The following is a 22,379-nucleotide window of genomic DNA, read 5'->3' as shown; positions in this document are numbered from 1 at the left end:
CAGCCACGCGCTTCAAGGCCGGTGCGCAACGCCCATTCAGCCCTGATTATCCGCAGCCTCAGCTGATTGGTCCAGTCAAACGCGCAATTGGTCTATTCGCCTGAACAGTGGGCGCTGATAGCGTGTGTTTCATCAATCAGGCGGGTAGCGCAACCAATCTCCGCAGCCCGTATTCGTGTCCAACGACCATCGTCAGCAGCAGGAGCTTCACATGTCCCGTTCCGCCCTCCCGATCAGCGACTTCCTGAAGCGCTACGTCAACTCGGAAACCAGCAGCGACGTCTTCGTCCCGGCGCTCATCGGTACCGAGCACCGCGAGACCGGCACCACCTTCAACGTGACCAATCCGGCCACCGGCGAGCAGCTGGCCCGTGTCGCCGAGGTCAGCGCCGATGACACCCGTGACGCCGTCGCCGCGGCCGAGGCCGCCGGCAACGCCTGGAAGAAGGTGCCGGTGAAGGAGCGATCCGCACTGCTGCGTCGCTGGTTCGATCTGGTGCTGGCGCATCGTGAGGATCTCGCCCAGCTGATGACGCTGGAACAAGGCAAGCCGATGGCGGAGTCGCGTGGCGAGGTGACCTATGGCGCCTCCTTCATCGAATTCTTCGCCGAAGAAGCCAAGCGCATGGCCGGAGAGACCCTGCCGTCCCACGGTGCCGACAAGCGTCTGATGGTACTGCGCGAGCCGATCGGAGTAGTGGCCGCGATCACGCCGTGGAACTTCCCGCTGGCGATGATCACCCGCAAGTGCGCCCCGGCGATCGCCGCAGGTTGTGCCGTGGTCATCAAACCGGCTGAAGCCACGCCGCTGACCGCATTGGCACTGGCGGACCTGGCGCTGGAAGCCGGCCTGCCGAAGGGGCTGATCAGTGTCGTCACCGCCATGAAGCCGATCGCCATCGGCGAAGTGCTGACCACCGATCCGCGCATCCGCAAGGTGTCCTTCACCGGCTCCACGCCGGTGGGCAAGACGTTGATGGCGCAGTGTGCCTCCACCGTCAAGAAGACCGCGATGGAGCTGGGCGGCAATGCGCCCTTCATCGTCTTCGATGATGCCGATCTGGATGCGGCCGTCGATGGCGCCATCGCCTCCAAGTTCCGCAATGCCGGCCAGACCTGCGTGTGCACCAACCGCTTCCTCGTCCAGGACGGTGTCTACGACGCCTTCGTCGAGAAGCTCGCGGCACGCGTTGAAAGCATGCAGGTCGGTGATGGTCTGGTCGAAGGCAACACCATCGGCCCGCTGATCAATGATGCGGCGGTCAGCAAGGTGCAGAGCCACGTCGATGACGCCGTCAGCAAGGGCGCGCGCCTGGTCACCGGCGGCAAGAAGCACGCTCTCGGTCACAGCTTCTTCGAGCCGACCGTACTGGCCGATGTCACCACGGAAATGGTCGTCGCGGCTGAAGAAACCTTCGGCCCGCTGGCGCCGGTGTTCCGCTTTGGCAAGGACGAGGAAGCCATCGCGATGGCCAACGACACCCCGTTCGGGCTGGCCGCGTATTTCTACGCCAACGATTACCGCCGCATCTGGCACACGCTGGAAGCGCTGGAATACGGCATGGTCGGCGTCAATGAAGGCCTGATCTCGACAGAACTCGCGCCCTTCGGTGGCATCAAGGAATCCGGTCTGGGTCGGGAAGGATCTCACCACGGTCTGGAAGAGTTCACCGAGCTGAAGTACGTCTGCATCGGCGGCCTCTGATCCTGCGAGGGCGCCTCGCGACGACGCATCGCGCCGATGCCTCGAGAGGACGTCCCACAACGGTATCCCACTACGTTTACTGCACATCGGTGGCATGGCCCGTGCCATGCCACCGACAACAAGAAAAGGAACCTGACATGAGCCACTCTCAGCTGAGCAACGAACAACTCGACGTCCTCAAGCACAAGTACGTCGCCAAGGGTGCCGTCACTGCCACACCGCAGTTCGCCGACACCGCGCTGAACGCGGAAATCTGGGATGCGGACGGCAACCGCTGGATCGACTTCGCCGGTGGTATCGGCGTGCTCAACCTGGGTCACCGCCACCCCAAGGTCGTCGCCGCCGTCAAGGCACAGCTCGACAAGGTCATGCACACCGCCGCGGGCGTCATCTCCTACGCGCCGTATGTGCAACTGAGCCAGAAGCTGGCCGAGCTGACGCCGGTACGTGGCCCGGAACGCAAGACCCTGCTGGTCAACTCCGGCGCGGAAGCGGTCGAGAACGCCATCAAGATCGCACGTGCCGCCACCGGACGCAGCGGCGTCATCACCTTCGACGGCGCCTTCCACGGCCGCACCATGATGACCCTGGCGATGACCGGCAAGGTGCTGCCGTACAAGAACGACTTCGGTCCGATGCCGGGTGATATCTTCCGTGCGCCCTACCCGAACCCGATTCACGGCATCAGCGAAGAGCAGTCCCTGAACGCCATCCGTACCCTGTTCAAGACTGACATCGCACCGCACCGCACCGCCGCCATCGTCATCGAGCCGGTGCAGGGCGAAGGCGGCTTCTACATCGCCTCGCCGAGCTTCCTGACCGCCCTGCGTGAGCTGTGTGACGAGCACGGCATCCTGCTGATCGCCGATGAAGTGCAGTCCGGCTTCGCGCGTACCGGCAAGCTGTTCGCGATGGAGCACAGCGGCGTCGAAGCCGACATCATGACCATGGCCAAGAGTCTGGCCAACGGCATGCCGCTGTCGGCCGTCGTCGGTACCGCCGAGGTGATGGATGCCTCCGGCCCGGGATCGCTGGGCGGCACCTACAGCGGCAACCCGCTGTCCTGCGCCGCGGCCCTGGCCGTCATCGACGTCATCCGCGAAGAGAATATCCTGGAGCGCAGCACCCAGATGGGCGAGCAACTGGCCGCGCGTTTCGCCCAATGGGAAGAACGCTTCGCGCATGTCGCGCACTCACGCAACCAGGGTTCCATGGCGGCCTTCGAGCTGGTGGATGCCGATGGCAAGCCGGACCCCGCCGCGACGGCGGCCGTATGTGCCAAGGCCAAGGAGCTGGGGCTGATCCTGCTGTCCTGTGGCTTCTACTCCAACTCCATTCGCGTGCTGGTGCCGCTGACGGTCGAGCCCGAAGTGCTGGAAGAAGGTCTCGACATCGTCGAGAAGGCGCTGGAAAGCCTCGTCTGATCGGTTGCCTTTTCCGACACACCTGTAACAGAACGGCCACCTTCGGGTGGCCGTTGTCGTTTCCAGCGCCACTCGCTGCGCTGGAGGGAAACCCTGGGCCAAGAAATGAGTCGCAAGCTCATTACCCATCTAACCATATAGCCAATCAACCCAAGCAGCCTTTTGTGGCAACTAATTGATTAAATTATGATATTCGCTGCATTTCTGCGTATTCCCGACCGATTCTCGCCATGCCACACGCCATCGTGAACGACGGCTGCCAGAGAAAGGCCTTTCTCATCGGCAGCCCCTCGAGTGACCCCGACCATGACTGACAGCAACGCCCACGACTTCAAACGCAGCATGCAGCAGCGCCACCTGGTGATGTTGTCCCTCGGCGGTGTCATCGGCACCGGCCTGTTTCTCAGCTCCGGCTATACCATTCAACAGGCCGGTCCGGCGGGGGCGGTACTCGCCTATCTGATCGGCGGCCTGGTGGTCTATCTGGTAATGATGTGTCTCGGCGAGCTGGCCGTGCACCACCCGGAACCCGGCGCCTTCAGCGCCCACGCCACCCGCTATCTTGGCCCGGCCACCGGCTACACCGTCGCCTGGCTCTACTGGCTGACCTGGGCCGTGGCACTGGGCTCGGAATTCACCGCATCCGCCGTGTTCATGGGCCGCTGGTTCCCCAGTGTCGAACCCTGGATCTGGTGCGGGCTCTTCTCGCTGATCGTGTTCGGCATGAACCTCGTCTCGGCACGCTTCTTCGCCGAATCCGAATTCTGGCTGTCGTTGATCAAGGTCGCCGCGGTGATCGTGTTCATCGCCGTGGGCGCCGCCGCCATGTTCGGCTTCACGTCACTCTCGGGCAATACCGAGGCGCCGGGCGTCACGCGCATCCTGCAGGAGGGGGTGTTCGATCACGGCGTGATGCCGATCCTGATGACACTGCTGGCCGTCAGCTTCGCCTTCTCCGGCACCGAACTGATCGGCATCGCCGCGGGCGAAAGCGAGAATCCCGAGAAGAACGTGCCCCTGGCGATCCGCGCCACCCTGTGGCGACTGATCATCTTCTTCATCGGCACCATCATCGTCATCGCCGCCCTGTTGCCCCAGGACAGCGCCGGTCTCAAGGAAAGCCCCTTCGTGGCGGTCTTCCAGCTCACCGGCATCCCCTACGCGGCGGATATCATGAACTTCGTGATCATCACCGCACTGCTGTCGGCGGCCAATTCCGGTCTCTACGCCGCCTCGCGCATGCTGTGGACCTTGGCGGACCAGAAGACGCTGCCCCGCGTGTTCAGTCGCGTCAATCAGCGTGGCATTCCGGTGCCCGCACTGCTGATCACCATGCTCGGCGGCCTGCTGTCGCTGCTCTCGAGCGTCTATGCCGAAGACACCCTGTATCTGGCGCTGGTGTCGATTTCCGGGCTTGCCGTGGTGCTGGTGTGGATGGCGATCGCCGCCAGCCAGTTCAGCTTTCGCCGTCAATGGCTGAAGGCCGGCCACAGCGCCAGCGAGCTGACCTACCGCGCGCCGCTGTACCCCGTCGTGCCGATTGCCGCCTTCCTGTTCTGCGCGCTGGCCTGCATCGGCATCGCCTTTGACCCCAACCAGCGCATCGCGCTCTACTTCGGCGTGCCCTTCGTGGCGCTGTGCTATCTGGTGCACTTTCTGACCCATCGCTCGTCTACCGACGCCGCCAATTCCCCGACTCCGACCCCGCAGGAGGCCCTCGATGCCCGCTGATGCCACCCGCAATCCGCTGAGCGCCATCACCGCGCGCCAGCCCTTCCTGATCGTCGATGGCGCCCTGGCCACCGAGCTTGAGCGTGCCGGATTCGATCTCAACGACTCGCTGTGGTCGGCCAGGGTGCTGGCCGATGAGCCACAGGCGATCGTCGATGTGCACCGCGCCTACTTCGAGGCCGGTGCCGATGTCGCCACCACCGCCAGCTATCAGGCCACGCTCGAGGGCCTGATGGCGCGCAGCCTGAGCGAGACCCAGGCCAGCGCGCTGATCCAGCGCTCCGTCACCCTGGCCGCCCAGGCCCGCAGCGAGTACCTGGCCGCGCACCCGGAGCGTCTGGACTGCCCGCCGCTGGTCGCGGCCTCCGTCGGCCCCTATGGCGCATATCTCGCCGATGGCAGCGAATACCGTGGCGGCTACACGCTGGACCGCGCCGGCCTGCGCGACTTCCACCGTGCCCGTCTCGCCACGCTGCTCGATGCCAAGCCCGACATTCTCGCCGTGGAGACGCTGCCGTGTGCCGAGGAAGCACTGGCCGTGTGTGATCTGCTGCGCGATGACTTCCCCACGGCGCGTGCCTGGATCGCCTTCAGCGCGCGCAATGCCACCGAATTGAGCGACGGCACGCCGATCCGTGAGGCCGTGCGCGCCATCGCCAACTACGAGCAGGTGGTCGCCATCGGCGTCAACTGCACCGCGCTTGAGCACATCGAATCGCTGGTGCGTGAGATTCGTGGCGAGACCGACAAGGACATCGTCATCTACCCGAACTCCGGCGAGGTCTATGACCCAGTCACCAAGACCTGGTCTGCCGCCTGTGCCGTCTCAGATGCCGATGGTCACGGCTATGAACACGATCATGACCTCGCCGGCTGGACACCACGCTGGCTGGCCGCCGGCGCCACGGCCATCGGTGGCTGCTGCCGCACCGGCCCGGACGACATCCGCGCCCTGGCGGATCTGCGCAAGGCGCTGAGTTGATTGAGGCACGGGGCTAGTACGAACGCTGAGTACGCCGCAGTGAATACGCAGCACTGAGCTCCAAGTACTGAACTCGAAGTGTTGAACTCCAAGCACTGAACACGAACGCCCTGTCCGGTCATGTCGCATGATCGGTCAGGGCGTTTTCGGTAGCGTCCCGCGCCCCAAATCGCTAGGATGGCAGGACACTGATGAGCGATTGCTCAAAATCATTTCGACGTGCTCTCACAGCGCCCTTCACGCTGTATTGAAGAGCGCATGAGAGATCAGCAGGAGAACCCCATGTCACAGCTCGATATCCAGGTCGCCTACGATGTGGTCTGCCCCTGGTGCTGGATCGGCAAGCGCCATCTTGATGACGCCATCGCGCAACTCGACTTCAAGGATGAGGTGCGCGTCAGCTACCTGCCCTTCCAGCTCAATCCGTGGGTGCCACGTGAAGGCATGGCGCGCGCCGACTATCGCGCGCAGAAGTTCGGCAGTGTCGAGCGTGGCGCGGAGCTGGATGCGCAGGTGGCACAGTCCGGCGCGCAGAGCGGCGTCACCTTCCGTCATGCCCTGATGAAGCGCACGCCCAACTCCACGGACGCCCAGCGCATCGTCTGGCGCCAGCAATCCACGGGCCTGGCGGAGCGCCCGTTGCTGGAAGCGCTGTTCAGCGCCTACTTCCACGATGGCAAGGACGTGGGCGACCGCCAGGTGCTGGCAGAGATCGCAAGCCAGCACGATGAGAATCTGAGCGTCGAACAGGCGCTGGCCTTCCTCGAATCCGGCGAGGGCGAGCAGGAAGTCGTCGCCCAGCAGGAAGCGCTGCGCAACGCCGGTATCCAGTCGGTGCCCAGCACCATCGTCGGTCAGTACTACGTGCCCGGCGCCCAGCCGGTGGAAGTGCTGGTGCAGATGCTCAATGAGGCGCGTGCCCAGCAGACGGATTGATCTGCCACGCACTGTCACCAAGCACTGACACCAAGCACTGACACCAAGCGCTGACACCAAGCGCTGACACCAAGCGCGAATGCCATGAACGGACAGACGACACGCCCTTCGCAAGGATGGCGTGTCGTTTTGCGTTCAGGCATAAAGGAAAGGCTGATTGAGGCAAGTCACGACAACAATACGACTCACGACAAGGACTGCTGCATGCCGCGCCCCATCATTCTCGATTGTGATCCCGGCCACGACGATGCCATCTCGCTGATTCTGGCCCTGAGTTCAGAGGCGCTCGACGTACTGGCCGTCACCACCAGTGCCGGCAACCAGACGCCTGACAAGACCCTCAACAATGCGCTGCGCGTGCTCACCCTGCTGGGACGGCATGACATTCCGGTCGCCGGTGGCGCGCCCAAGCCGCTGGCGCGTGAGCTGATCATCGCCGACAACGTGCATGGGGAAAGTGGCCTGGATGGCCCCAAGCTGCCGGACCCCGCCTTCGCTCCCGTCACCCAGAGCGCCATCGAGCTGATGGCCGAGAAGGTCCGTGCCTGTGAGCAGAAGGTCACGCTGGTGCCCTCCGGCCCGCTGACCAATATCGCGCTGTTTCTCTCAGCCCATCCGGAGCTTCACCACAAGATCGACAGCATCGTGCTGATGGGGGGCGCGGCAGGTGTCGGCAACTGGACCCCCGCCGCCGAGTTCAACATCTTCGTCGACCCCGAAGCCGCCGACATGGTGTTCAAGTCCGGGCTGCCCATCGTGATGTGCGGGCTGGATGTCACCCATCAGGCGCAGATCATGGATGAGGACATCGAGCGTATCCGCGCCATCGACAATCCCGTCGCCCAGTGTGTCGCCGAGCTGCTCGACTTCTTCATGATCTACCACCGTGACCCCAAGTGGGGCTTCAGCGGTGCGCCATTGCATGACCCCTGCACCATCGCCTGGCTGCTGAAGCCTGAGCTGTTCACCGCTGTCGATTGCTGGGTCGGGGTCGAGACACAGGGCGAGCATACCCAGGGCATGACGGTGGTCGACCGTTACCAGCTCACCGGCAAGCCGCACAATGCCAGGGTATTGTTCGATATTGACCGCCAGGGTTTCGTTGACCTGATCGCGCAGCAACTCAAGCGCTATCAATGACTACCGATGACTATCGATGACTACCGCTGATCGCCACGCCAGTGCCACTGCGCCACAAGAGCACGACCACGGCCACGACCACGACTACCTGATCGTGGGCTCGGGCTTTGGCGGCTCGGTGTGCGCGCATCGCCTGACCGAGAAAGGCTATCGCGTGGCGGTCATGGAACAGGGCAAGCGCTGGACGCCGGACAACATGCCCCGCTCCAACTGGCGTCTTCGCCGCTGGCTGTGGCGACCGATGCTGGGGCTGCGCGGCTTCTTCACCATGAGCTTCTTCCGCCATGTCATCGTGCTGCACGGCAACGCGGTGGGTGGCGGCTCCATCACCTATGCGCAGACACTGCTGGTGCCGCCTGCAAGGATCTGGGACAACGGCCAATGGGCAGGACTCAATGACTGGCATGCGGTGATGCCAGAGCACTACGCCACGGCGCAGCGGATGCTCGGCGTGACGACCAACCGGATCATCGCGCCGGCGGATGACGCCCTGAAACGCATGGCGGAAGTCGCCGGCTGCGAAGACACCTGGTACCCCACCGAGGTCGGCATCTTCTTCGGCCCCGAGGGCGAAAGCGGCACGCCTGCCGCCGGTAGCACCCATCCAGACCCCTATTTCGCTGGCGAAGGGCCTGAACGAAAAAGCTGTATCGGCTGTGGCGGCTGCATGATGGGCTGCCGTCATGGCGCCAAGAACACACTCGACAGAAACTATCTCTATCTGGCCGAGAAGCACGGCGCCAAGGTGCACGCCGAGACCAAGGTGATCGATGTCGTACCGCTCAATGGCAAGGCGGATGGTGCCGATGGCTATGTGGTAACGACGGTGCCCTCCACCTTCGCCGGGCTCTATCTTGGGCTAGGACAGCGCCGTGTCACCTGTCAGTCCATCGTCTTCGCAGGCTCGTCGCTCGGCACCCAGGAGTTGCTGTTCCACCTCAGGGACAAGGGCTCATTGCCGAACCTCTCGGACGCGCTGGGCAAGCGGGTGCGCACCAATGCGGAGTCCTTGATCAGCTGCCGCATGCCGGGAAGTCACGATGACATGTCCAAGGGCATCGCCATCGGCTCCGGCATCCATATCGATGAGCACACCCATATCGAAGCCACGCGCTATCCCGCGGGCTCCGATTTCATGGGGCTGCTCTTCACCGCGATGGCTAGGGGCAAGCCCGGCTGGACACGCCCTTTTTCCTGGCTGAGCGCGATGGCGAAGCTCTTCCTCGCCAATCCACTGCGCGCGCTGAGATTCCAGCTGCCGTGGGGCTTCGCGAAGGAGACCATCATCTTTCTGTGCATGCAGACGGCGGAGGGCCACCTCGACATGACGCTCAAACGCCTGTGGTACTGGCCATTTCGCAAGGCGCTGGTCACCGAGGGCAAGCGCATTCCCACCTTCATCCCCGAGGCGAATGACTTCGTCACGCGTGGCGCCAAGGCCATCGGCGCCATCCCCGGCAGCAGCATCCCCGAGATACTCTTCAACATCCCCACCACGGCGCACTGCATGGGCGGCGCGGCCATGGCGGCCTCCCCCGAGGACGGCGTCTGCGATGGGCAAAACCGGGTCTTTCATTACCGCAACATGCTGATCTGCGACAGCTCGATGCTCGCCGCCAATCTGGGCGTCAATCCCAGCCTGACCATCACGGCACTGGCGGAACATGCGATGAGCCATATCCCGCGCAAGGGCTGATTTTCAGGGTGCGCAATGTGGGGAGCTGATGAGGGAGGTGCTGGGATAGAGAGTGCTGGTGTAGAGAGAAAGCGACGGCTGGTATGATTGCCCGCCAGCGCCTCAGGCCAGCAACTCAGGCCACGTGCCTACAACACGCGGGATCGATCAACACGGGAGCAACAGCAATGAAACGGGTGTCACTCTTCACCATGGCAAACTGCCCGCACTGCAAGACAGCCAAGCAGTATCTGGAGCAACAGAAGATCGGCTTCCGCCTGGTGGATGTCAGATCCCCCGCGGGCCAAAAGGAATTCGCCAAGACCGGCTTTCGCAGCGTGCCGGTCCTGAAGATCGGCGATCAGTACCTGAAGGGGTTCAGCGTCAAAGGCTTCAATCAGTTGTATAAGGGTTGAGTGAATAGTTTATAGCGGAAGAGCACTCTCTACATACAAGTCAACAATCTGAATAATCGCCTCCTAAAAGGCGACACCAACTCATCTAACTATTAGTAAAAATTAAACTATAAAAAGAATATTTGAAATCAGAAACCCAATACTATTATATACTTTTTATTTTGACCTTGAGATTTGCAAATGCTCCTCTACCTTTATCTACTTGTAGGGTGCCGGATGATCGGATTTCACAACGAAGCTATCCTTTGTTAGCCTCTCGTGAGCTCATCAAGCAATTGATTCAGGAAAAGCTTCATGGACATCAAGCTGCATAAGCAAGCGACGACGACACCGAAAATCCGTGCCGACATCCAAGCAGCTCCCTCCAGCATGACGAACAAAGATCTCGCTCGTCAGTTCGGGGTCAGCGCCTCAACTATACAGCGCTGGCGCTATCGTGATGATGTCCTGGATCGTTCCCACACACGTCATAACCTACTCGCGACTCTGACCTCAGAACAGGAAGAGATCGTCATCGCCGCACGTGAACTGCTTCGCCTGGGGCTCGATGATCTACTTGTCGTTGCTCGGGAATTCCTGAACCCCAATTTGTCGCGTTCCGCACTTCAGCGCATGCTCAAACGACGTGATGTACCGACTCTCGCCAAGCTGGCGCGTCAAGATGCGAAGGAGGACGAGAAGCCCAAGCATCGGCCTTTCAAGGATTATGAGCCCGGGTATGTGCACATTGATATCAAGCACCTGCCCCAAATGCCTGACGAAGATCATAAGCGTTATCTCTACGTCGCGATTGATCGTGCCACTCGGTGGGTGTATCTGGAGGTCAGATCAAGTCAATCTGCAAAGGACGCCCAGGCGTTCATGAAGCGTGTGGAAGAGGAGGCTCCCTTCACGATTCGAACCGTGCTCACGGACAATGGTAAATCCTTTACCGATCGCTTCACCGTGGGTGGCGAACGTAAGCCCAGTGGAAATCATCTTTTCGACCAGGAATGTCAGAACCATGGTATTGAGCATCGATTGATCAGGCCAGGCAGACCCCAAACGAACGGGATGGTGGAGCGCTTCAATGGGCGTATCAGCGATGTTCTGGCGACTCGGCGTTATGACTCAAGTGAGGATTTAGAACAGACACTCGAGCGTTATTGCTGGCTCTATAACCACCACATTCCTCAGAAGGCACTACACCACAAAGCGCCTATAGCAGCAATGAAGGAGTGGCAGATCGAACGACCTGAGCTGTTTACGCAAGCTATAGTCAATCAGACGGAACCCGACATCTACTTCTCCTGAATGTGCATAAGTCTTCGACCATGCAGCAACCATGTCTAAGTACTCTTGCCTAGCCCTGAGTAATGTCTTTACCTCAAGATCATCAAACATGGCTTCAGTACCTAGAAATATACAGCTATCATCACGAAAAGGGTGAACTATTCCAAAAGAACTCCAAGATACTAACAAAGACCACATTCTTATTAAGACTGAAATATCCCTATCTATATCTTCCCATACAACTTTTGGAGTAGCTTCATTATGCGAAACAAATTTATTGCGGAACAACATAGCCTTAGACTTGTCGTTAGTAAACAACCCCGTCTTAACACTTAAGCATCCATTGATATAGTCAGTCTCTTGCTTTAAACAAGCTCCATCCTCTAGCATAATCGGGGAGATCAATTGCCATAGTTTTCGTAATGAATTGTCTCGAGAATCTTTACTTAACAATTTCCCAAAAATAGAAAACACACCGTAAATAGCTCCTAGATACCATTGTGCAAAGAAAGCACTTTCTTCAAAAGCATTTCTTTTAGTTTCTACTCTCTGCAAAGCATATATCATGGCTCTCCACTCAATCATCTCAATTATCAATTCATCAATCCCCTGAGGGAGAAGACCATCAACATAGTCTTGATTAACACTTAACTCCTTAAATTTTTCGAGCTCCTCAGCCCACAGCTCTCTAGATTCTTCAGTACAAGCTTCATTGACCTTATCTCTACAGTCACTTATCACACCTTCAAGTTCCTTTTTATTCAGTAACCTATTCGTTTTTAGAACAACATACTCTTTCGCCTCAGAGCTGTTATTGAATATCATATAGAATCCCTGAAATATCAAAATGAGTAAGATTTAAACTGTATAAAAATAAAGCAAAAGCTTACGTAAGTTAAAGTTAATTACCCAACTTCATGCAAACGCTCAAAATTCGCCACCAGGTCCGTAAACCTCTCCCCCTGGATATGCACGTGATCCTTCAGCGCCTGCTCGGCAGCAGCAGCATCGCCGGCTTCGATGGCGGCGACGATGGCTTCGTGTTCAGCGTAGGAGCTGTGCATGCGGTGGCGGACGTGAAGTTGCAGGCGGCGGTAAGGCTTGAGGATGGCGTGCAGGCGCGTGGCTTCTTCGGTGAGGAAGGCATTGTGGCTGGCGCGGTAGAGACAGTGATGAAAGAGGCCGTTCTCGTAGTAGTAGCCATTGGCGTCGTCGGCTTCCAGGCGTTCACGGCAGGCGGCGTGGGCGTCCTTGAGTTCAGAAAGTTCCTGCGGGGTGATGCGTCGCGCGGCGAGTCGGCCACACATGGCTTCCAGTTCCGCCATGACTTCAAAGCGTTCCACCAGCTCCGACACCCCTAGCTGCGTCACGAAGGTGCCGCGCTTGGGCACTACCTTCACCATGCCGGAGGCGGCGAGCTGCTGCAGCGCCTCGCGAATCGGGGTGCGGGAACACTGATACTCGCGGCCCAGCGCTTCGGGATCGAGCTTGGTGCCCGGCGGGAAGCGCCCTTCGACGATGGCGTCTTCCAGCAGGTCTCGCAGGCGTTGCGCATGAGACATCTTGATCATCATCGGCGTCCTTGTGCTGTGGCCTGGCGGCTGTTCTCGTTGAAGCGGTCTTGATGGGGCATCGCTTGTCAGTCGCTGTGGCCTTGTCAGTCACCATGAACGTGTCAGCAGCGGTGATTCTGAAAGCGACCTTCTTATTGTTGCGCCTTTGCTTTTAAAGAAGAAATCGATTCACCGCTGTCACGCCCACCACCACGCGCTTCAGGCTTTGCTCCCTGCCCTCATTGAACAGGGGATGCGGCCGCACAGGAAACTGACTTTAGTCGTGTCTGGCATGCCAAGACTTGACGCTAACACATCAGACGCCTATCTGTTGTATACAACAAGACGAAGCCAAATATTCAAGTCTCAGACGCCATACTGAGCAATGGACAGGAATCAGCCACCACAGCTTCGCGTCTCGCGCCTTGAGGAAGACCGCTATGAACATAAATCTGAGTTTTCTGCAGGACCTGCTGACCCACGTCGGCCAGCGTGCCCGCCAGCAGGTCGGCCTCTCGCCCGGCGCCGGCAATGAAGACACTGCCCTCGCCCGCCTGACCGAGAGCTGCCACAACCTCACCGAGAGCAGCGGTGAAGCCTCACGCATCATGATGGCCCAGCGTGCGCTGGAGGATTATCAGCAGCTGGACCACGAACAGCGCCTCGCCTTCTTCCGCGTGCTGGCCGAGCACTACGCCGCCGATGAAGGCCGCATTCACGCCGCCTACGCCGCCTATCGCGACTCCCCGGACAACGCCAATCTCAGTGCACTGTTCGACGCCAGCGAACCCAGGCGCCAATCGCTGCTGCGCCGTCTGAACCTGTGCCCCGGCGGCACCTATGAAATCGTGCGCATGCGCGCCGACCTGCTCAAGCTCATCAAGCAGCACCCGGAGCTCAAGCCGCTGGATGCCGACTTCGCGCATCTGTTTGCCTCCTGGTTCAATCGTGGCTTCCTGATGCTGGAGGCCATCGACTGGAACACCCCCGCCGCGGTACTGGAGAAGATCATCCGCTACGAGGCAGTGCATGCCATACAGGACTGGAGCGACCTGCGCGGCCGTCTCGATCCCGAGGACCGCCGCTGCTACGCCTTCTTCCACCCGGCCATCGGCGACGAGCCGCTGATCTTCGTTGAAGTGGCGCTGTGCAAGGGCGTGCCCAACAACATCCAGCATCTGCTCGCCAACAGCGGCCAGACCACCGAACGCGAGGCGGACACCGCCGTCTTCTACAGCATCAGCAATTGCCAGAAGGGCCTGAAAGGCATCTCGTTCGGCAATTTCCTGATCAAGCAGGTGGTGCAGGAGCTGCAACGCGAACTGCCCAACCTCAGCCGCTTCGTCACTCTCTCGCCGGTGCCAGGCTTCAGTCAGTGGCTGGCCCGTGCACGTGATGACGAAGGCCTGGAAGTCTCCGACCTGCTGGCCCATCACCTTGAGCACGATGACTGGATGAATGACGAGGAGGCCCAGCAGAAGATGGCGCCGGAACTGCGCGCCCTCGCCGCCCACTATCTGGTCAACGTCAAGCACCGCAGCGGCCAGCCGATGGACCCGGTCGCCCGCTTCCACCTCGGCAACGGTGCCAGCCTGCATCGCCTCAACTGGCCCGGCGATACCTCGCCCAATGGCCGCCAGCAAGCCCACGGCCTGATGGTGAATTACCTCTACGAGCCGCACCGCATCGAGCAGAACCACGAGGCCTTCAGCCGCAACGACAGCGTGGTGTGCAGCAGCGAGGTCAAGAAGGAGTCGAAAGCCAACAAGGAGCTGGCCAGGGCGCCGAAGCGCGAAGCCAGAAAGGAAAGCGATTCCTTGCCACCCAAAACAGACGAGCAGCCGCCCGCGCCGAAGTCGGCTGCTGATGCCAATGACAGCAAGCCAGCGCCTGAGTCTTTGGAAGAATGAGCCGCTCGAAAAATGATTCGCCCGTCAGGCACGCCGCCTGCCGGAGCACGCCTCACTACAACAACAACGCCATTGGAGCCAACGATGCCTCACGCCGACAACGACAACCTCTATCTGCAATTCGCGCGCAACTTCGATGAGCGCCCGGATGCCACCCTCCTCGACACCGTCGAAGGCCACGGCTACACCTTCGCCGAGGCACGCACCGCCGCCGGCCAGATGGCCACTGCCCTGCGCGAGCTGGGCGTGGCACCGGGCGACCGCGTCGCGGTGCAGATCGACAAGAGCTGCGAGACGGTCATCCTGTATCTGGCCTGCCTGCAGGTCGGTGCGGTCTATCTGCCGCTGAATACCGCCTATACCGGCGAGGAAATCCGCTACTTCCTGGGCGACGCCGGTCCGCACCTGTATGTCTGCCAGCCCAGGGTGCTGGAGACGGCGCGCGCACTGGGCAAGGAATGTGGTGTGCCGCGTGTTGAGAGTCTGGGCACCGAGCAGGACGGCAGTCTGATGGAGCAAGCGCGCCAGTGCAGCGCAAGCAGTGAAATCGAGCCGCGCGCCGCCGATGATCTCGCCGCCATCCTCTATACCTCCGGCACCACCGGGCGCAGCAAGGGCGCTATGCTGACCCACGCCAATCTGGCCTCCAACTGCCAGGCGCTGGCCGAGACCTGGCGCTTCACTGCCGATGACCATCTGATCCATGCCCTGCCCATCTTCCACACCCACGGCCTGTTCGTAGCCTGCAACATCGTGCTGACGGTGGGCGCCTCGATGACCTTCCTGCCGAAGTTCGATGCCGAGCAGATTCTGGACCTGATGCCGCGCGCCAGCGTGCTGATGGGCGTGCCAACCTTCTACACCCGCCTGCTGGAGTCCGAGCGCCTCAATCGCGAGACGACCGCCGGCATGCGTCTGTTCGTCTCCGGTTCCGCACCGCTGCTCAGCGAGACCCACAGCGAATTCAGCGCACGCACCGGCCACGCGATTCTCGAACGCTACGGCATGACCGAGACCAACATGAACACCTCCAACCCCTACGATGGCGAACGCCGTCCGGGCACGGTGGGCATGGCGCTGCCCGGCAGCGAAGTCCGCATCACCGACCGCGAGACAGGTGCCATCCTGCCGCGTGGCGAGACAGGCCTGATCGAGGTGCGCGGTGCCAATGTCTTCAAGGGCTACTGGAAGATGCCGGAAAAGACCGCCAGCGAATTCCGCGAGGATGGCTTCTTCATCACCGGCGATCTCGGCCATATCGATGCCGATGGCTATCTGTGCATCAGCGGTCGCGACAAGGACCTGATCATCTCCGGCGGCTACAACATCTACCCGAAGGAGGTGGAGCTGCTGATCGATGACATGCCCGGCGTCAACGAATCGGCGGTGTTCGGCGTACCGCATCCAGACTTCGGCGAAGGTGTCTGTGCAGTGGTGGTCATGCAGGCCGGCCACCAGGGCAGTCTCGATGAAGCAGCGGTGCTCGCCGCCCTCAGCGACACGCTGGCCCGCTACAAGCAGCCCAAGCGCGTATTCTTCATCGACAGCCTGCCACGCAACGTGATGGGCAAGGTGCAGAAGAAACAGCTGCGCGAGGAGTATGCGGAGCTGTTCGCCCCTGAGCCGGCCCGTTCACACGGCTGAGCCACCCCTGACAGGCCTGATACTCGATACATTCGTGCCATCGGCATGGCGTGACGCCATTACGTCATGCCGGTGGACTCACTCACCCTCAAGCCCAGCCAAGGACAGACAAAGGACGCGCAATAGTCAGACACAAGACACTCAACGCCAGGCCAGCCAACCTGGATAAAGAGACAAGTCGGATAGACGACAAGACGCCACACTGATTCACCACCACTTAACCACAACAACAAGAAGGTATTACGCCATGGTGATCTACGGAGTTGCCCTGCTCGCAGGGTGCATGATGGCCGGTCTCGTGATCGGGGACCTGCTCGGAGAAATGCTCAATATCGATTCCAATCTCGGCGGTGTCGGCATCGCCATGCTGCTGCTCATCTTCATCACCGGCGTGCTGAAGGACCGCGGCAAGATGGCCGACAGCACCGCCAGCGGCATCAATTTCTGGAACGCGATGTACATCCCCATCGTGGTCGCGATGGCCGCCAGCCAGAACGTGGTCGCGGCCTTCAGTGGTGGCATGGTCGCGCTGGTCGCGGGCGTGCTGGCCGTGGTGCTGGGGCTGGCCCTCGTGCCGCTGCTGACCGGCAAGCGCCCCGAGAATGCGCTGGAAGATGACCCGCTGGCCGGCGAGACCCGCTACACGCCGACCAGAACCTCAGTGACGACGGGTGCCCCGGTGCTGGACCGCAACCGCCACGCTTCCTCCACGCCTGCGCACAAACTCTGAGGGCTGAACCATGATCGATTCACTCGTCCAACTGTTCGACAAGTATCATCTGGTCGCTGCCTTCGCCGTGATCGGCCTGGCGATGTATGTCGCCTACTGGATCAGCAACAATCTGACCCACGGCAAGCTGCACGGCTCCGCCATCGCCATCATCCTCGGCCTGGTGCTCGCCTATGTGGGCGGTGCGACCACCGGCGGCAGCAAGGGGCTCTCGGATGTCACGCTGTTCTCGGGGCTTGGCCTGATGGGTGGCGGCATGCTGCGCGATCTCGCGATCATCGCCACCGCCTACGGGGTCAACCTGCGCGAAATCCGTCAGACCGGCTTTCGGGGTGTCGTGGCGCTGTTCGTCGGCGTGCTGATCTCCTTCGTCGCCGGTGGTGGTGTCGCCATCGCCTTCGGCTATACCGATCCTGTCGATATCACTACTATCGGCGCGGGCGCAGTCACCTATATCGTCGGCCCGGTCACCGGGGCAACGCTCGGGGCCAGCTCCGAAGTGGTCGCGCTGTCGATTGCCGCCGGGCTGGTGAAATCAATCCTGACCATGGTGGCCACGCCGATGACGGCGCGCCTGATCGGGCTCGACAACCCCCGCTCCGCGATGATCTTCGGCGGCCTGATCGGCACCACCAGCGGCGTCGCGGCCGGTCTCGCCGCCACCGACGCCCGTCTGGTGCCCTACGGCGCGATGACGGCCACCTTCTACACCGGCCTGGGCATTCTGCTCGCCCCGACGGTGCTGTTCCTCGCGGTGCGTGCGGTGATGTAAGCATCGCTCTGACACGAGAGGCTATGACACGAACCGCTCTGAACAAGCGGCGCTGAAACAAGACGACGGCGGCATCAGTCAGGACGCTACATGTCCCATGCTGATGCCGCCGTCGTCTTGTTACTGCCTGACTGCTTCCTTTCACATGCACGCTCTCACGCAGGCAAGCCTGATCAGCGTGCCTCCAACAACATTTCCATCACCGAGCGCGCGGCGGGCCACATCACGCTGCCATGATCTTCGCCTGCATAACGCCGCCATTGCACCTCGATCTGCGGGCAGCGCTCGCCCAGCTGGCGGGCATAGGCATGGGCGTTGTCGATCATCGCGCGCTGGACACGCAGTCTGTCCCGCTTCGGGTCATTGCGCTGTGGCTGCGGCGATTGCTCGCGTCCGCCAGCGGCAATCAATACCGGACCCGCCGCCTCGGTACAGGCAAGACGCAGCGGCCAGTTGGCCTGGTCATTTTCCTGCAGCCACCACAGCGAAGGACTGATCGCGAAGATGGCGCCGAAGGCCTCGGGCACCTTCTGCTGGGCATGGAGTGCGAACAGGCCACCAAGCGAGTGACCGACCAGCGCAGGTCGCTCGAGATCGAGCGGATAGCGTGAGGCCAGTTCAGACGGCAGAGCCTGGGTCAGATAGGCGAGAAAATCTTCACCACCGCCCGTCCCCTCAGGGGCCGTGCCGCTGGTGAGCGGTGGCGTGAAGTCCTTGTAGCGCAGCGTCGTGACGGTACCCCGCGCCACCTCTTCCTGCTCGTCAGTGCCCGCATAGCCGACCGCGACGATGGCGAGATCTGACGGCGCCTTGTCAAAGCCACGGCGACCCAGCACGTCCCGAGCCGCCGTGAAAAGGTCCAGGTAGCGATTGCCATCCAGCACCAGCAGTACCGGATAACCTCCTTGAGGCGGCGCGGCCTGCGGCAGCGCCACCTGGATCAGATAATCGTGCCCCGTGAGACGCGAATGCTGGGTGAAAGAGGTCGTGGTGCCTGGCAGAGCATCATCAGCGGTGTGAGCCATGGCAAAGCCCGGCAAGCAGACGGTACCGGTGGTCAGCATGATGAGGCCCCAGGCCTGTCGCCGGACGAATAGCCTCACGCGTGCTCGCAATCCGAGACGCATCATCAGAACTCGTACTTCATGGTCGCGACGGCACTGGCCGGGCGTCCCACGAAGTTGAAGACACTGGCCGAACCGGCGCGCACGTAATATTCACGATCGAAGAGGTTGTAGACGTTGAGCTGGCCACTGAGTCTGGGCGTGAACTGATAGCCCAGCATGGCATCGAACACGGCATAGCCCGGCGCATGGATGGTGCCCTGGGTGCTGTCGAAATCGCTCAGCGCCGTCATGCCGGCACCGACGGACACGCCATCCAGCAGGTTGCCCTCGAAGCGATACTGGGTCCACAGATTGACCATGTTGTTGGGCATCAGCATCAGCAACGCATCGGAGCTGCCGGCTTCCAGAACCTCGGAGTCCATGTAGGTGTAGCCGAAGATGACATCCCACTGCGGCGTGATGTTGCCGGCCAGTTCAAGCTCGGCGCCGGTGATGCGCATCTTGCCGGAATCCACCGAGTAACTGACGCTTCCGTCGGTCGAGGATGCCGCGCGGTGGCTGTCGGTCAGCTGGAAGCCGCTGATGCGTGCATTCAGCGCACCATCCAGATAGCTGCCCTTGATCCCGATCTCGTATTGCTCGCCTTCGCGCGGGTCGATCAGATTGCCATCTTCGTCTTCACTGGTCTGCGGCTCGAAGACCTTGGAATAGCTGGCGTAGATAGAGTGGTCGGCATCCAGGTCATACACGAGTCCGCCATAGGGCGTGAACGCGGTGTCCTGCATGTCGCTGCTGCCGCCGTTGAGCTTGTCTTCGGTCTCGGCCGAGAACTGGCTGACGCGCGCACCCACTATCACTGCCAGCGGTGCCACGGGACGCAGTGTCACCTTGCCGTAAAGGCTCTGCTCTTCCAGGGTGGTCTCGGTGCGCGACAGGCTGTAACCGCTCACGCCATCACGGGCATTGCCGAGTATGTCGACATAGGCGAGGTTGTTCAGCTCGCTGATGCTGGCGCCAGAGCCGGTCAGGTTGCTGGTGCGCGCTGCGGTGGTGTCCGATTCCGATGTCTTGTAATCGACCCCGACCACGAATTCGTTCTGGTTGCCGAAGGCATCGAAGCCCTGGGTATAGCTGGCATCCACGCTCACCGAGGTCTCATCGGTGAAACCGGCATAACCCGCGACACTGCTCAAGTCGCCGGTATCGCTCAGTGCCGAGCCGCTGTAGGCGTATTCATAATCCGCATTGCGGTCACTGTAACGCGCCGCCAGCCGGCCATAGCCGCGTGAGCTGAAGCGATGGGTCAGCTCGGCGATCACATCGGTGGAATCACTCTCGAAGCTGTTCCAGTCCGCGCCGTAGAATGCCGAACGGCGGCCATAGGTGAAGTTGTTGTCTCCATCCACCGGCTGACCCTGATTGACGGTGATGTCCTTGGTGTTGTGGATCACCCCCAGTGACAGCTCGGTATTCTCATCCAGATCGATATCCAGCGCGCCATAGAAATCATTCAGGGTGTTGTCGTTGTCATCCACCCATTGCGCCTGCTCGGTGGAGCGGGTCACCAGGCGGCCGCGGATACGGCCCTGCTCATCGATGGGTCCGGAGATATCGACACTGACGCTTCGGTCTTCCAGCGTCCCGACACTGCCGCTGATGGAGCCCTGGAAGGTATCGGTCGGGCGCTTGCGCACCAGATTGATCACACCGCCCAGCTCACTGGTGCTGTTGAACAGGCCGGACGGCCCACGCATCACCTCGACCCGGTCGATGGCAGTCAGGGAAGGCACCGAGCCCGTCAGACTCGACATCGGTGCGGACAGCCCATCGATGCTGTAGGCATCGTATTCATAGCCACGCGCGAAGATCGAGGAACGACCGCTGTCATTGTTCAGCACCCGCACACCCGGCGTACGTGCCGCCAGCTGATCCAGCGTGATGAAGTTCTGGTCCTCGATGGCGTCATGGGTCACCACGCTCACCGACTGCGGAATGTCGCGCAGCGAGGCCGGTACCTTCGAGCCCACCGTGGCAGCATCAACACTGTAGCCGCCGCTCTGCTCACTGGACGCCATGTCATACAGACGCAGCCCCGTCACCCGCTGGGTATCCAGCACCATCGTCGCATCTTCCGCCTGTGCCGGCAGACTGACCAGCACCACACCTGCCCCGATCATCAGACGACGCGTGCCTGCCCCGCACAGACCGCGTCCTCGTGCATTCACCTTCTTCATCGTGTCCCCTTGCCTGTCGTGTCCTGGATCATCGCCACTAATGATAATTATTTGCATTTGATGTGCTGACGGGGCATTTTGGCACTCCAGAACGACAAAAACCTTTGCGGAACCCTCCCTGATGTTTGCAGGTGCGACAAGATGAGCCTTACCCCCCCTCCCGGCCTCGCCAGTTCTCACACCTCGGCAAGCGCACGCCACCGGATCATCGAGCTCGATCACGTGCATCGCATGGCGCGCGCGCTGACCAGCGACCACCAATGCCAACCTGCCGAGGGCCAGTCCGCTGACGGCGCCTTGATCGGCAACATGCATCTACAGGAAGCGCAGCCGGGACTGTTCATGCGCCTCAACCGCGTGCGCAAGCGAGCGGATCTGATGATTCGCTCCCGAATCGAGCCATCGCTGAAGATCGCGGTGGTGTGGCGTGGAGAGCCAGAGGTCAGTTTCGGGCCACGCTGCCATGCGCTGAAGCCGGGGCGTGCACTGTGCATCGCCCTGGACGAGCCCACTGAATTCCGACTGAACAGTCCCAAGGGAGCCCACGAACACAGCGCCATCCTGACACTGACGCCGGCCTGGCTGAAATGGCACCTGAACGTCTCACGTGCCAGTGAGGTGATGTCCCACATGCGCCATCTGGCGCATTTCCACTGGTGGCCGTCCCCTCGTCTGCTGGAACGACTGGACACCTTCAGCCGACAGCGTCCCACCTCCCCGGCACAGCGTCTGGGAATCGAATCGCTGGCGCTGGAGATGATCAGTGAATGCCTGGCGGCCGGACCCGCCCAGACGGGAGCCGGGGAAAGGCATCCTCCCCGGGAGACGGCAGACTGGAAGGAAACGCTGGAAGACTGGATCCACAACGGGGAAGTCGCCTATCAAAGTCAGGCGGAGATCGCCGCTCGTCTGGGCATGAGCGTGCGCCAGTTGCAGCGCCGCTATCGCGACGCCTACGGCCAGACCATGACGCAGGACCTGAGACGACGACAGTTGGTCCGTGCCGCTCACCTGCTTCAGGACCGCAATGTGACGGTGGAGGCCGCGGCCGAAATGGCGGGGTATCGCAGCGCCGCCAATTTCGCCACCGCCTTTCGTCGCCAGTTCGGCGTGCCACCCAGTCAGCGGCCTGTCATTGACAACGGCGCGGTGTAGGGTGAGTCGACATGCAAGGGGGACGGTCGGGGC

Annotated in this window: 18 protein-coding genes; 14 read left to right on the top strand and 4 right to left on the bottom strand. The window is 61.2% G+C overall.

The features are described from left to right. Positions 1 to 211: 211 nt before the first annotated feature. From MKZ40_RS08095 to MKZ40_RS08055, 9 genes are all read left to right on the top strand, one after another. Entirely contained in the window at positions 212 to 1,705 is a 1,494-nt protein-coding gene (locus MKZ40_RS08095) for an NAD-dependent succinate-semialdehyde dehydrogenase (RefSeq protein WP_175088840.1), read from the top strand. Between the two features lie 152 nt (positions 1,706 to 1,857). Next, positions 1,858 to 3,129, top strand: a complete 1,272-nt coding sequence (gabT, locus tag MKZ40_RS08090) for a 4-aminobutyrate--2-oxoglutarate transaminase (RefSeq protein ID WP_166018270.1) — start codon at positions 1,858 to 1,860, stop codon at positions 3,127 to 3,129. Positions 3,130 to 3,435: 306 nt separating this feature from the next. Continuing rightward, on the top strand, positions 3,436 to 4,860 hold the full coding sequence (locus tag MKZ40_RS08085; protein WP_175088841.1) for an amino acid permease: 1,425 nt from the start codon (positions 3,436 to 3,438) through the stop codon (positions 4,858 to 4,860). Continuing rightward, entirely contained in the window at positions 4,850 to 5,842 is a 993-nt protein-coding gene (mmuM, locus tag MKZ40_RS08080; protein ID WP_175088842.1) for a homocysteine S-methyltransferase, read from the top strand. Before MKZ40_RS08085 ends, mmuM begins: the two co-directional genes overlap by 11 nt. Before the next feature lie 282 nt (positions 5,843 to 6,124). Next, the gene (locus tag MKZ40_RS08075; protein ID WP_175088843.1) at positions 6,125 to 6,778 is read left to right on the top strand and encodes a DsbA family oxidoreductase; all 654 of its coding nucleotides are present in this window, start codon (positions 6,125 to 6,127) and stop codon (positions 6,776 to 6,778) included. Between the two features lie 204 nt (positions 6,779 to 6,982). Further along, positions 6,983 to 7,918, top strand: a complete 936-nt coding sequence (gene rihA / locus MKZ40_RS08070; protein WP_175088844.1) for a pyrimidine-specific ribonucleoside hydrolase RihA — start codon at positions 6,983 to 6,985, stop codon at positions 7,916 to 7,918. A gap of 16 nt (positions 7,919 to 7,934) precedes the next feature. Beyond that, positions 7,935 to 9,614, top strand: coding sequence for a GMC family oxidoreductase (locus MKZ40_RS08065; protein ID WP_175088845.1), 1,680 nt, complete (start codon positions 7,935 to 7,937; stop codon positions 9,612 to 9,614). Positions 9,615 to 9,697: 83 nt separating this feature from the next. After that, on the top strand, positions 9,698 to 10,009 hold the full coding sequence (locus tag MKZ40_RS08060; RefSeq protein WP_217485814.1) for a glutaredoxin family protein: 312 nt from the start codon (positions 9,698 to 9,700) through the stop codon (positions 10,007 to 10,009). Positions 10,010 to 10,303: 294 nt separating this feature from the next. Beyond that, on the top strand, positions 10,304 to 11,302 hold the full coding sequence (locus MKZ40_RS08055; protein ID WP_282627830.1) for an IS481 family transposase: 999 nt from the start codon (positions 10,304 to 10,306) through the stop codon (positions 11,300 to 11,302). Here the strand turns inward: MKZ40_RS08055 and MKZ40_RS08050 are convergent. Next, the gene (locus tag MKZ40_RS08050) at positions 11,192 to 12,106 is read right to left on the bottom strand and encodes a hypothetical protein (protein WP_175090152.1); all 915 of its coding nucleotides are present in this window, start codon (positions 12,104 to 12,106) and stop codon (positions 11,192 to 11,194) included. The genes MKZ40_RS08055 and MKZ40_RS08050 overlap by 111 nt on opposite strands. An 80-nt stretch (positions 12,107 to 12,186) precedes the next feature. Continuing rightward, positions 12,187 to 12,852 (bottom strand): GntR family transcriptional regulator, encoded by a 666-nt coding sequence (locus tag MKZ40_RS08045; protein ID WP_175090151.1) that lies wholly within the window; start codon positions 12,850 to 12,852, stop codon positions 12,187 to 12,189. 422 nt (positions 12,853 to 13,274) lie between these two features. Here MKZ40_RS08045 and MKZ40_RS08040 point away from each other — a divergent pair, with 422 nt between their 5' ends. From MKZ40_RS08040 to madM, 4 genes are all read left to right on the top strand, one after another. Then, entirely contained in the window at positions 13,275 to 14,744 is a 1,470-nt protein-coding gene (locus MKZ40_RS08040; protein WP_217485895.1) for a malonyl-CoA decarboxylase, read from the top strand. Between the two features lie 84 nt (positions 14,745 to 14,828). Further along, on the top strand, positions 14,829 to 16,388 hold the full coding sequence (locus MKZ40_RS08035) for a malonyl-CoA synthase (protein ID WP_175090150.1): 1,560 nt from the start codon (positions 14,829 to 14,831) through the stop codon (positions 16,386 to 16,388). A gap of 247 nt (positions 16,389 to 16,635) precedes the next feature. Beyond that, positions 16,636 to 17,118, top strand: a complete 483-nt coding sequence (gene madL / locus MKZ40_RS08030; RefSeq protein ID WP_175090149.1) for a malonate transporter subunit MadL — start codon at positions 16,636 to 16,638, stop codon at positions 17,116 to 17,118. Between the two features lie 10 nt (positions 17,119 to 17,128). Further along, complete coding sequence (gene madM / locus MKZ40_RS08025) at positions 17,129 to 17,890, top strand: malonate transporter subunit MadM (RefSeq protein WP_175090148.1); 762 nt, start codon at positions 17,129 to 17,131, stop codon at positions 17,888 to 17,890. Positions 17,891 to 18,063: 173 nt separating this feature from the next. Here madM and MKZ40_RS08020 read toward each other — a convergent pair whose 3' ends face one another. Beyond that, complete coding sequence (locus MKZ40_RS08020; protein WP_175090147.1) at positions 18,064 to 18,954, bottom strand: alpha/beta hydrolase-fold protein; 891 nt, start codon at positions 18,952 to 18,954, stop codon at positions 18,064 to 18,066. A gap of 65 nt (positions 18,955 to 19,019) precedes the next feature. Continuing rightward, positions 19,020 to 21,191: a TonB-dependent siderophore receptor gene (locus MKZ40_RS08015; RefSeq protein ID WP_175090146.1), complete on the bottom strand. Its 2,172-nt coding sequence runs from the start codon at positions 21,189 to 21,191 to the stop codon at positions 19,020 to 19,022. Between the two features lie 141 nt (positions 21,192 to 21,332). Here MKZ40_RS08015 and MKZ40_RS08010 point away from each other — a divergent pair, with 141 nt between their 5' ends. Further along, positions 21,333 to 22,346 (top strand): helix-turn-helix transcriptional regulator, encoded by a 1,014-nt coding sequence (locus MKZ40_RS08010; RefSeq protein WP_175090145.1) that lies wholly within the window; start codon positions 21,333 to 21,335, stop codon positions 22,344 to 22,346. Positions 22,347 to 22,379: the final 33 nt, after the last annotated feature.

It is taken from the genome of Cobetia sp. BMC6, assembly GCF_029991385.1.
In the GTDB taxonomy this organism is placed as follows: domain Bacteria; phylum Pseudomonadota; class Gammaproteobacteria; order Pseudomonadales; family Halomonadaceae; genus Cobetia.
The sequence above is the reverse complement of the archived record's forward strand: the minus strand, read 5'-3'. Positions and strand labels throughout refer to the sequence as shown.